At 62.4% G+C, this 11432-nt stretch carries 8 protein-coding genes; 7 read left to right on the plus strand and 1 reads right to left on the minus strand.

The features are described from left to right. Positions 1-62: 62 nt before the first annotated feature. The 7 genes from atpE to ABD919_RS05905 all read left to right on the plus strand — a co-directional run bounded on the left by atpE (position 63) and on the right by ABD919_RS05905 (position 10397). A complete protein-coding gene (atpE, locus tag ABD919_RS05875; RefSeq protein ID WP_345234670.1) occupies positions 63-338 on the plus strand; it encodes an ATP synthase F0 subunit C in 276 nt (91 codons plus the stop codon). Positions 339-520: 182 nt separating this feature from the next. Further along, complete coding sequence (locus tag ABD919_RS05880; protein WP_345234672.1) at positions 521-1015, plus strand: F0F1 ATP synthase subunit B; 495 nt, start codon at positions 521-523, stop codon at positions 1013-1015. 101 nt (positions 1016-1116) lie between these two features. After that, entirely contained in the window at positions 1117-1677 is a 561-nt protein-coding gene (gene atpH, locus ABD919_RS05885; protein WP_345234674.1) for an ATP synthase F1 subunit delta, read from the plus strand. 103 nt (positions 1678-1780) lie between these two features. Further along, entirely contained in the window at positions 1781-3361 is a 1581-nt protein-coding gene (atpA, locus tag ABD919_RS05890) for a F0F1 ATP synthase subunit alpha (RefSeq protein WP_345234676.1), read from the plus strand. An 88-nt stretch (positions 3362-3449) separates the two neighbouring features. Next, positions 3450-4337, plus strand: a complete 888-nt coding sequence (gene atpG / locus ABD919_RS05895; RefSeq protein ID WP_345234677.1) for an ATP synthase F1 subunit gamma — start codon at positions 3450-3452, stop codon at positions 4335-4337. Positions 4338-4685: 348 nt separating this feature from the next. Then, on the plus strand, positions 4686-6386 hold the full coding sequence (locus ABD919_RS05900; protein ID WP_345234679.1) for a T9SS type A sorting domain-containing protein: 1701 nt from the start codon (positions 4686-4688) through the stop codon (positions 6384-6386). Between the two features lie 93 nt (positions 6387-6479). Then, a complete protein-coding gene (locus ABD919_RS05905; protein WP_345234681.1) occupies positions 6480-10397 on the plus strand; it encodes a type IIG restriction enzyme/methyltransferase in 3918 nt (1305 codons plus the stop codon). Between the two features lie 307 nt (positions 10398-10704). Here ABD919_RS05905 and ABD919_RS05910 read toward each other — a convergent pair whose 3' ends face one another. Further along, positions 10705-11181, minus strand: coding sequence for a hypothetical protein (locus tag ABD919_RS05910; RefSeq protein ID WP_345234683.1), 477 nt, complete (start codon positions 11179-11181; stop codon positions 10705-10707). Positions 11182-11432 lie beyond the last annotated feature (251 nt).

The following is an 11432-nucleotide window of genomic DNA, read 5'->3' on the forward strand; positions in this document are numbered from 1 at the left end:
GCACGCAGGTTGCGGGCCGTTTCTTTTCGTTTTTTTCTTTTTTCCCACTTCTCTTTTTTTTTATGCTTCTCTCTTTGTTGTTGCAGGCTGTTGCTGAGGTTTCGAATTCGGCTGGTCTGGCCGTAATGGGCGCAGGTATCGGTGCTGGTTTGGTTGCTCTGGGCGTAGGCCTGGGTATTGGCCGCATTGGTGGCAGCGCTATGGAAGCCATTGGCCGTCAGCCGGAAGCTTCCGGCCGTATCCAAACCGCCATGCTGATTGTAGCGGCCCTTATCGAAGGTCTGGGTCTGTTCGCCGTGGTAGTTTGCTTGCTGATTTCCTTCAAGCTCCAAGGGTAAGAAGCCGTTTGGAATTAGGCAGCCCGTTGCGCGTCGCTTCGGCGTGCGGCGCAGCGGGCTGCTTTCCTTTTTAGCTGCCGGGCCCCTGGTCCGAGCGAAGCTGCCAGCCAGGCCCGTAAGGCCTGCGCTGGTATTCTTGGCTGAAAGCCGGTAGCTATTCTCTGACAATCAATTAAAGAACCATGCAAATTGTAACCCCCGAGTTTGGCCTGATTTTCTGGCAGCTGGTTATCTTCCTGCTGGTGTTGTTCCTGCTGGCAAAGTTTGCCTGGAAGCCCATCCTGACCTCCCTGCGGGAGCGTGAGGAGAGCATCGACACCGCCCTGCGCATGGCCGACGAAGCCAAGCTGGAGATGCAGGCCCTGAAGGCCGGCAACGAGAAGCTGATGGCCGAAGCCCGTCTCGAGCGCGACCGCATGCTGCTCGAAGCCCAGAAAATGTCCGAACAGCTCATCGAAACGGCCAAGAACCGCGCTACCGAAGAAGGCAGCCGCATGATTACCCAGGCGCGCGAAGCCATTCAGACGGAGAAGAACGCGGCCCTGGCCGACGTACGCAACACCGCTGCCCAGCTTTCGCTCGACATCGCCGAGCGCATCCTGCGCCGCGAGCTGGCCGACCCGGCTGCCCAGACGCAGCTGGTGGATTCGTACTTGAAGGACGTTAAACTGAATTAGGTTATCAGTTGTCAGTTGTTAGTTGTCCGTCGTCAGGTCGTTTCAGAACGATGCTAGCCGGAGCTGACAACTGACAACCGACAACTGACAACCCCAATACTATGTCAGAACAACGAGCTGCTTCCCGCTACGCCAAGTCCTTGCTGGATTTGGCGCAAGAGCGGGGAACCCTGGCCGAAGTAAAGCAGGACATGGACCTGTTCAGCAAGACGCTGACCGAGAACCGTGACCTGCGCTTGCTGCTGCGCAACCCCATTGTGAAGCAGGACAAGAAGCTGGCCATCCTGCAAGCCATTTTCAATGGCAAGGTGTCGGCCCTGACGGAGAAGTTCCTCGGCATCGTAAGCCAGCACAACCGGGAAAGCGCCCTTGAGTGGGTGGCGTCCGAGTTTCATACCCAGTACAACCTGATGCGCGGCATGCAGGAAGCCTCCGTGACGTCGGCTACACCGCTCACGCCGGCGCTGCGGGCCGAAATGGTGGAACTGGTGAAGCGCCAAACCGGGTTGGCGTCCGTGGAGCTGACCGAGAAAGTGGACCCCAGCCTCATCGGGGGCTTTGTGCTCCGGATTGGCGACCAGCAAATTGATGATTCGGTGCGCTCAAGCCTCCGCAAGATGCGCATCTCCCTGCAAGAAAACTCCTATCAAAATAAACTGTGATGAGGTGACGAAGTGATGAGGTGATGAGGCAGGTTGGCCTCATTCGGCCTCGTACCATCAACCTCATCACCCCATCACCCCATTACCTCATCACCCCAAACATATGGCAGAAGTACGTCCGGACGAAGTCTCCGCAATCCTGCGGCAGCAACTGTCCAATTTCAAGTCCGAAGCCGAGCTGGAAGAAGTCGGCACCGTGTTGCAAGTAGGCGACGGCGTGGCCCGCATCTACGGACTGAGCAAAGCCCAGGCGGGTGAGCTGATTGAATTTGAAAACGGGCTGCAAGGCCTCGTTCTGAACCTGGAAGAAGACAACGTAGGGGCCGTAATGCTCGGCGACTACTCCGAAATCCGGGAAGGTGCCACCGTGCGCCGCACCAACAAAATTGCCTCCATCAAGGTAGGCGAGGGCATTGTGGGCCGCGTGGTAAACACGCTGGGCCAGCCCATCGACGGCCGTGGTCCTATTGCCGGCGAGCTGTACGAGATGCCCCTGGAGCGTAAGGCCCCCGGTGTAATCTTCCGCCAGCCCGTAAACGAGCCCATGCAGACCGGTATCAAGGCCATCGACGCCATGATTCCGATTGGCCGGGGCCAGCGCGAGCTCATCATCGGCGACCGCCAGACCGGCAAGTCGACGGTGGCCCTCGACGCCATCCTGAACCAGCGCGAGTTCTACGAAGCCGGCCAGCCGGTGTACTGCATCTACGTGGCTATTGGCCAGAAGGCCTCTACCATCGCCCAGATTGTGCAGGCCCTGACCAAGGGCGGCGCCATGGACTACACCGTGGTGGTAGCTGCTCCGGCCGCCGACCCCGCCCCGCTGCAGTTCTACGCCCCCTTCACGGGTGCCGCCATCGGCGAGTTCTTCCGCGACACGGGCCGCCCGGCCCTGGTGGTGTACGACGACTTGTCGAAGCAGGCCGTGGCTTACCGCGAGGTGTCGCTGCTGCTGCGCCGTCCTCCGGGCCGCGAAGCTTACCCCGGCGACGTATTCTACCTGCACAGCCGCCTGCTGGAGCGCGCCGCGAAAATCAACTCTTCGGATGAGATTGCGCGCAACATGAACGACCTGCCCGAGAGCATCAAGCACCTCGTGAAAGGCGGCGGCTCGCTTACCGCTCTGCCCATCATCGAGACGCAGGCCGGTGACGTTTCGGCTTACATCCCGACCAACGTAATCTCGATTACGGATGGCCAGATTTTCCTCGAGACCAACCTCTTCAACTCCGGTATCCGTCCCGCCATCAACGTGGGTATCTCGGTAAGCCGCGTGGGTGGCAACGCCCAGATTAAGTCGATGAAGAAGGTTGCCGGTACGCTGAAGCTCGACCAGGCCCAGTTCCGCGAGCTGGAAGCCTTCGCCAAGTTCGGCTCCGACCTCGATGCCTCGACCAAGCTCACCATCGAGCGCGGCCGTCGCAACCTCGAAATCCTGAAGCAGCCCCAGTTCTCGCCCGTGAAGGTGGAAGACCAGGTGGCCATCATCTACGCCGCCACCAACGGCCTGCTCGACACCGTACCGGTAAACCGCGTGCGCGAGTTCGAGAAGGAGTTTGGCCAGGTGCTGAACGCCCGTCACCCCGAAGTGCTGAAGGCCCTGAAGGCCGGCAAGCTGGAAGACAGCGGCACCACCGCCATCCGCCAGGTAGCCAAGGACGTAGCCGCGAGCTACGCCTCCTAAGTTGTCAGTTATCAGTTGTCAGTTGTTAGCTCGTTCTAGCAACTGACAGCTGCCTGACAACTGACAACTAACAACTGATAACTAATCAATGGCAAGCTTAAAAGAAGTACGCAGCCGCATTCAGTCGGTGACGAGCACGCAGCAGATTACCAAAGCCATGAAGATGGTGGCGGCGGCCAAGCTGCGCCGGGCCCAGGACAACATCATCCGCATGCGTCCTTACGCCCAGCGTCTGAACACCATCCTGGCCAACCTGACGCGCAATGCCGACGAAGGCGTGCTGAGCGACTACGGCACGGCCCGCGACGTACGCCGCGTGCTGGTGATTGCCATCACCTCCGACCGTGGCCTGGCCGGTGCGTTCAACTCCAACGTGTTTAAGGGCGTGAATGCCCTGATTCAGGAGCGCTACGCCAGCCTGCCGGCGGCCAACATCTCGTTTATGGCCATTGGCAAGAAGGCCCACGACTACTTCGGTAAGCGCGGGCCGGTGCAGGGCAACTTCACCCACGTCTTCACCAAGCTGTCGTTCGACACGGTGCGCGTGGCCGCGGAGATGGCCATGGACGGCTTCCGGGCCGGGCAGTACGATGAGGTGGTGATGGTGTACAACGAGTTCAAGAACGTAGCCACGCAAATCATCCGCACCGAGCAGCTGCTGCCCCTGGTGCAGGTGGAAGATACGGCCGTGAACACGGCAGCTTCGAATGTGGAGTACATCTTCGAGCCCAGCAAGGAGGAGATTGTGCGCACCCTGATTCCGCAGTCGCTGAAAGTGCAGCTCTACAAGGCCGTGCTGGAAAGCAACGCTTCGGAGCACGGCGCCCGCATGACGGCCATGGACAAAGCCACCGACAACGCCGGTGAGCTCCTGAAGTCGCTGAAGCTGACGTATAACCGGACGCGTCAGGCGGCCATCACGACCGAGATTCTCGAAATCGTGGGCGGCGCCGAAGCGCTGGCGGCTAGTCGGTAATGAGGTGATGAGGTAAAGAAGTGATGAGGCCCGTCTCCGCAAGGAGGCGGGCCTTTGCTTTTGCGCGGTAGAGCGGACTCGCAGAGTCCGCCCTACACGGACGGCGAAAGAGTTGAGAGCAGTTCTCTGGTTGCTATACGGCCTTGTTCTGGTGGTCGCCTCACCCCCCGGCCCCCAAAAAATGCTTAATCCGCATTTCCGAAAAGGAGAGGGGGAGGCATAGGGTTGACCTGTACAAAAACTGAAAGCCGCTGTAAGTACTCAATCACAAGTGAGGTAGCCTTGCGGGTGGCATGCTGAACGGGTACTTAATGGCCTTACCTTGCGCAGAATCCATTTGCCAGCGCTATGAAAAAGGTCTTCGTATTAGCCGTGCTTGGGCTGGCTACCGCCGTCCGTGCCCGTGCCCAGGCCCCAGCTTGGCAAATGGCCCAGGTGGTAGATGGCAGCAGCTCTATGGTAGCGGCAACGGCCACCGATGCCAGCGGCAACGTGTACCTGGCGGGTTCTTTTTCGGGCACGGCCAGCTTTGGCGCTACGGTGCTGAGCAGTGCGGGCGCTACCGACGTATTCGTAGCCAAGTGGAGCCCGGCCACTTCCAGCTTTGTATGGGCGCAGCGGGCCGGGGGCACGGGGCCGGATAGGGCCACCGGGTTGGCTGTGAGTGCGGCCGGCTTGTACCTGTCGGGTAGCTTCGGCGGTGCGGCTGCTGACTTTGGCAGCAGCCGCCTGCTGCCGCTCAGCTCTACTGGCAACGGCTTTGTGGCCAAACTCACGCAAGCCGGCTCCGGGGCTGCTTGGAGCTGGGCCCAGCAGCTGGGCGGGAGCAGCTATGGCGAGAGTGCGGCCATTGGCCTGCAGGGTGCGGCCCTGTACGTGGCAGGCGTGTTCAGGGGCACGGCCCACTTCGGCAGCAGCACTTTTACCAGCTCCACGGCGCCCAATGGCAGCGCCGCTACTGATATGTTTGTTGTCCGGCTCAGCGAGGCTGGCAGTGGCCCGCGGGTGGAGTGGGCCCAGCGGGCCGACGGTGTTGGCTGGCCCACCGCCCTGGCCGTAGAAGGCCGCAGCGTGTACCTCACCGGCGGGTTTGCCGGGCAGGCCAGCTTTGGCAGCACCACCCTGCAGAGCGTACCGCCCTGGGCCCTAAGCCAGCCCCTGCACGACTTGTTTGTAGCCAAGCTCAGCGACGCCGGTACGGGGGGTAGCTGGGCCTGGGCCTTCCGCAGCGGGGGCTCCAGCACGGATTGGGGCACGGCGGTGGTGGCCAGTGGCGGCAGCGTGTACGTAGCCGGCACGTTTGAGAGCGTGCAGGTAGACGCCGGCAGCCGGGTGCTTCTCAACCCGCGCCCCACGCCCCAGGGGACTGCCTTACCCGACGGCCTGCTGCTAAAGCTGACCGACGCCGGCACTGCCTGCACGGTGAGCTGGGCCCTGGAAACGGGCGGAGAGAACAATATCGCGGCCATGAGCCCCAGCAGCGGCGGGCTGTACCTGGGCGGCAGCTTTCAGGGCGCTACGGCGCGCTTTGGCAGCAGCACGCTGCAGCAAAGTGCCGGGCCGCTGTTTGTGGCGCGGCTGGTAGATACGGGCAATACCGGCACGTTTGTGTGGGCCCAGCAGGCGGGCAGCAGCTCTTCGAGCCAGCTGCAGGCCCTTAGCGTTGCGGGCCCGGTCATTTATGCAGCCGGCCGCGTGATGACACCGGCCCGCTTTGGCAGCCTGTCTGCGGGGGCGGCGGGCGGCACGGCGCCGGTGGGGTTCCTCGCTTCGCTGCAGGACCTGGCCCTGGCCACTGCCGGGCCGGCGGGAGCGGCCCGCCTGCAGCTGGTGCCCAACCCGGCGCGGGGGCGGGTAGTGGTGGCGCTACCGCCAGGTGCCGTTGCCTTGAAGTTGGTTGATGCCCTGGGCCGCACCCACCGGACCCAGGCCCTGCGCCCAGCCACTGCGGAAGCCGAAATCAGCCTCGCGGGCCTGGTTCCTGGCCTGTACCTGGTGCGGGTGCAGGCCGGGGGCCAGACGCTCAGCCAGCGCCTGCTGGTGGAGTAGGGGACAGGCCCCCCCGACGACCCGGCCCGCCTCTACCCGGAGGTGGGCTTTTTTGTGGCCCACAATGCGGCGATTCGCCTTACTTTGCCTCCTATGCTCGTTCCTCACCTGTTGCTACCCGACGCCGCGACGGCCTCTTTGCGCCGCCTGCGCCCCACTGCCACCCAGCTGGCCGACTTCCGGGGCCACCTGGCGGAGATGCTGCGCCACCTCGACCCCCACAAGATTGAGCGGCACGGCGAAACGCACATCCTCGACTTTCTGCGGGCGGTGAGCAAGCCGGCCGAGGGCGGCAGCCGCTACGGCAACGTACACGGCAAGCGCGACCTGGTGCTGCACCTCGGCGACACCGCCGCCTCGCCGGTGGCGGTGGTGCTGGAAGTGAAGGGGCCCAAAAACCCCGCTGAGATGCTCGCGCCCACCGACCTCAACCGCAAGGCCTTTCAGCAGCTGCTGCTGTACTACCTCGAAGACCGCAGCGACGACCGGGCCGACGACTTCAAGCGGCTTATTGTGACCACCGGCTACGAGTGGTACGTGTTCGACGCCGTGGACTTCCACCGCCTGTTCTGGAAAGACAAGGCCCTGGTGCGGGCCTTTCAGGACTGGAAAGCCGGGGGCAAGGCCAGCACCGACACCGACTTTTTCTACAAGTCCATTGCCGGCAAGAAGCTGGCGGCCCTGGAAGGCGAGCTGCGCGCGGCCTACGTGGATTTGCGCCCCGGCCTGCCCGCCAAAGCCGGCGAGCTGATGAGCCTCTACCGCCTGTTTCACCCGGCCTACCTGCTGAAGGAGCCCCTTACGCTGCGCCGCGACCCCAACACCCTCAACCAGGAGTTCTACAACGAGCTGCTGTATTTGATGGGGCTGAAGGAAGACAAGCAGGGCGGCCTGCGCCGCATTGGCCGCTGCCCGGTGGGGGAGCGGCAGCCGGGCTCTCTGCTCGAAAACACCCTGCGCAAGCTCCAGACCGGGCACGGCCTGCTAAACCTGCCCAGCGCCGAGCGCGAGCCCTACGGCAGCAGCACCGACGCCCAGCTCGAAGGCGTAGCCCTGGCTTTGTGCCTGATGTGGGTAAACCGCCTGCTGTTTCTCAAGCTGCTGGAAGGCCAGCTCGTGCGCTACCACGACCCCGCCCAGGCCGCCCACTTCCGCTTTCTGCACCCCGAGCGCCTGGGCGAGTACGACGACGTGCAAACCCTGTTCTTCGAGGTGCTGAACCAGCCCCTGGCCGAGCGCAGCCCCGACGTGGCCCTGGAGTTTCCGCAGGTGCCTTACCTCAACTCCTCGCTGTTTGAGCCCAGCCTGCTGGAGGGGCAAACCATGAGCATCAGCGGGCTGCGCGACGGGCTGGGGCTGGCCCCCTTCCCGGGCTCGGTGCTGCGCAAGAAGGGCGCCCCCACGCCGCCCCCGGCCAAGGCCAGCACACCCGCCGCCCCGCAGTGGGCCGCGCTGCCCTACCTGCTGCATTTCCTCGACGCCTACGACTTCGCCACCGACCCCACCACCACCCACGCCGGGACTGCCCCGGCCGAGGCCGACGCCCCCCGCCCCGACGCTGCCCCCGCCCGGCCCCTGCTCTCGGCGGCCGTGCTGGGGCTGGTGTTTGAGAAAATAAACGGCTACAAGGACGGCTCCTTCTACACCCCCGGCTTCGTGACCATGTACATGGCCCGCCAAACCCTGGGCCGGGCCGTGCTGCGCCACTTCGCCCAGGCCCCGGCCTTTGCCGAGCTGGCCGGCTGCGACTCGCTGGAGGAGCTGCAGGACCGCCTGGCCCCCGCCAAGCGGCCCCAGCGCCTGGCCTACGCCGCCCACTTCAACACCCTCACCGTGCTCGACCCCGCCGTGGGCTCGGGCCACTTCCTGGTGAGTGCTCTCAACGAGCTGCTGGCCCTGAAAAGCCGCCTGGGCTTGTTTCTGGACGAGGAAGGGGCCGTGCTGTCCTACACCCTCGACGTGGAGCACGACGAGCTGGTGGTGACCAACCCCGACGGCGAGCCCGCCCCCTACCGCGTGGCCGGCTTCGACCCCGCCACCGGGCAGCGCAGCGTGGGCAAGGAGCGCACCCGCCTGCAGCAGGCCCTGTTTCGCGAAAAGCGCGCTCTGATGGAGCACGCCCTGTTTGGCGTCGACCTCAACCCCAACTCGGTGCGCATCTGCCGGCTGCGCCTCTGGATTGAGCTGCTCAAGCACGCCTACTACAAGCCCGACACCGGCTTCGGCGAGCTGGAAACCCTGCCCAACCTCGACCTGAACGTGAAAACCGGCAACTCCCTGCTGGCCCGCTTTGCCCTCGACGCCGACTTGTCGGAGGTGTTCAAGAAGGGCAAGTTCTCGCTCAAGGAGTACAAGGCCGCCGTACACGACTACATCCGCAGCCGCGGGCGCGACGAGAAAACCCGGCTGCTGGGCTTTTTCCAGCAGCTGAAAGAGCAGTTTACCGCCGTGCTGCACAAGCGCGACCCCAAGCGCGAAAAGCTGCGCCTGGCCCGCAACCAGCGCATCGTGCTCGAAACCCAGGTGAGCCTGATTCCCGAAACCAAAAAGCAGGAGGAAGCCCGCTACTTCGAAGTGCGCCGCCTGGAGCTGCTGGCCAACCAGCTCGACGCCGAAATCAAAGCCCACGAGCAGGCCGCCATCTTCCGCGACGCCTTCGAGTGGCGCTTCGAATTCCCCGAAGTGCTGGACGACGCCGGCACCTTCCGCGGCTTCGACGTGGTGATTGGGAACCCGCCGTACATCCGTGGAGATAGCCAGGATGCAGACATGAAACCACACTTCAAGCAGCGTTTCACCACTTTTCACAGCAATGCTGACCTGTATGTATACTTCATTGAGCTGGGCCTGCAACTGCTGGCTCCTGGCGGCGAGCTGTCTTACATCGCGCCCAACAAATGGCTTAGCCTTGGCTACGGGGCACCTCTGCGCCGCTGGCTTCACAATTACCAGCTGGTAGAGTTTGTGGACTTTGGTGAGCTGTATGTATTCCCCCTGGTGAAAGCCTACCCGGCCATTCTCACCATAAACCAGCGCAAGCCTACGGCAGATAGCAGCTTCCGCGCTGCTGCCATTCCGCAACTGCCGCCGCCTTCCCTGGAAGAAATGGTGGCTACCCATGTGCGCTCGGTAACCCAAGCCACGCTAGGGGAGGATGTGTGGAGCTTGGCCGATGAGCCTGACAAGGAAATGCTAGCCAAGCTTAAGGCTACTGGTAAACCGCTGGGAGAATATGTTTGCGGGAAAGTCTACTATGGGATTAAGACGGGATTTAACGCAGCATTTGTAGTAGATGCAGCCACTCGCGCCAAAATTATTGCCGAAGATGAACGGTCAGCAGATATTATAGTGCCATTTCTGGCAGGTCGGGATGTGAAAAGATACAAGCAGCCTAAGGCTGATAAGTACCTTTTGTTTACCCGGCGAGGTATTGATATGGAGAAATACCCTGCTGTGCTGAAGTATCTAGAGGGATTTAAGACTCAACTTGAACCCCGGCCCAAGAATTTAGACAAAACCGCCGCTTTGGAGTGGCCAGGTCGAAAGCCAGGGCCTTATAAGTGGTATGAAGTGCAGGACAACATTAACTATTGGAGGGAGTTCGAAAAGCCCAAAATCATTATCCCCACTTTCGCTACCAGCGCCCCTTACACCTACGACACGCAAGGGCTTTATTCAAACGATAAGACGACCATCATCCCAACGGATGACCTGTTCCTGCTGGGTGTCCTCAATTCCAGCACCACTGACTTCTACTTTAAGTCGATTGGTGCCAAGCTGAAAGACGCCTTCTTCGAGTACAAGCCCAAGTACCTCACGCAGCTCCCCATCCCCACCGCCACGCCCGAGCAGCAGGCGGCCATTGCGGCCCTGGTGCAGCAGATTCTGGATGCCAAAGCCCAGGACCCGGCCGCCGACACTGCCGCCCTGGAAGCGGCGGTCGATGCGGCCGTGGCGGCCCTCTACGGGGTGGCCGTGCCCGGCGCCCCGGCCCCGTCCTTGGCCGAATAAGTCGCGGCGGACGAGTAGCTGCCCGTAGCGCCTGGCAAATAGCTCGTGGCGCCCGGGCAACAGCTGCTTCGCCAACTCCAAAAACCCGTTCCGAACGAGCTTTTTCTCGTGCGGAACGGGTTTTTTCTCGTTCCGGGCCGGTAAAAGCTCGTTCGCCGGCGATTTAAAGGCCTGCGGAAGTACTTAAAAAGTACTCCGGCAGGAGATTAAACCCGCTCCGCACGAGAAAAAAAGAGCTCCGAACGAGCAAAAACTCGTTCGGAGCTCCTAAAAGGCAGGGCAGCGCTGCTTTTATCGCCTGGGCGGGCTACACCGTAGGCTCGGCCTTCTTTTTGGCCGGGCGGCCCGGGTACCGCTCGCTCAGGTCGGTGTAGGCCGACTGGGCGGCGGGCTGGCGCTGCTCGGCCATAAACTTGATGTTTTTGTACACGGGCGAGGCGCTCAGCATGCCTTCGGCCCCGGCCACCAGAATGGTGCTGTTGAGGTCGAGGCTGAGCTGGGCGGCGGCTTGTTCCAGGGGCTGCAGGGCGGTGGCCACGCCCACGTCCTGGCGCAGCTCGTTGAAGTCGACGAAGGCCGGCACGAAGGCGGGGGTGTTGCTGGCGTAGGTCACCAGCTTCTGCATGAAGCCGATGGTTTTGTTGCCCATCTTGGTAATGGTCTTGCGCTCGGTGGGCGTGAGCGGCTGCAGGTGGGCCGCCAGAATGGCGCGGGCCTGCTGCAGGTGGTCGAGGGCCCGGGCCAGGTCGGCGGGCGGAATGGTAGCGTTGATACGGTCGGCCATGTGGCTGGTAAATAAGGGTGTGGTTGGGAAGAAAACACAGCCTGTTCCAGTGCCGAACGAGCTGCCCGGTAGAAGCCGGCGGCTAAAGATGCATTAATAAACCCTAATACTACAAGTGTTAGGCATGCGCATGTGTGCGGTTTATGCCGGCCGTCCAGGCGGGCCGGCTGGGCATGTGAGCCGTGGGGGAGGGGCTAGCATCATCATGCTATAGCCTGGCAGCATGCTACAGAGGTAATTTTGCTAGATTT

The sequence above is a fragment of the Hymenobacter saemangeumensis genome, from assembly GCF_039541835.1.
Taxonomy (GTDB): Bacteria; Bacteroidota; Bacteroidia; order Cytophagales; family Hymenobacteraceae; genus Hymenobacter; species Hymenobacter saemangeumensis.

Bases quoted from the DNA above. Each gene is read 5' to 3' on its own strand.
- atpE (WP_345234670.1), top strand. From the start codon at position 63: ATGCTTCTCTCTTTGTTGTTGCAGGCTGTTGCTGAGGTTTCGAATTCG.
- ABD919_RS05880 (WP_345234672.1), top strand. From the start codon at position 521: ATGCAAATTGTAACCCCCGAGTTTGGCCTGATTTTCTGGCAGCTGGTT.
- atpH (WP_345234674.1), top strand. From the start codon at position 1,117: ATGTCAGAACAACGAGCTGCTTCCCGCTACGCCAAGTCCTTGCTGGAT.
- atpA (WP_345234676.1), top strand. From the start codon at position 1,781: ATGGCAGAAGTACGTCCGGACGAAGTCTCCGCAATCCTGCGGCAGCAA.
- atpG (WP_345234677.1), top strand. From the start codon at position 3,450: ATGGCAAGCTTAAAAGAAGTACGCAGCCGCATTCAGTCGGTGACGAGC.
- ABD919_RS05900 (WP_345234679.1), top strand. From the start codon at position 4,686: ATGAAAAAGGTCTTCGTATTAGCCGTGCTTGGGCTGGCTACCGCCGTC.
- ABD919_RS05905 (WP_345234681.1), top strand. From the start codon at position 6,480: ATGCTCGTTCCTCACCTGTTGCTACCCGACGCCGCGACGGCCTCTTTG.
- ABD919_RS05910 (WP_345234683.1), bottom strand. From the start codon at position 11,181: ATGGCCGACCGTATCAACGCTACCATTCCGCCCGCCGACCTGGCCCGG.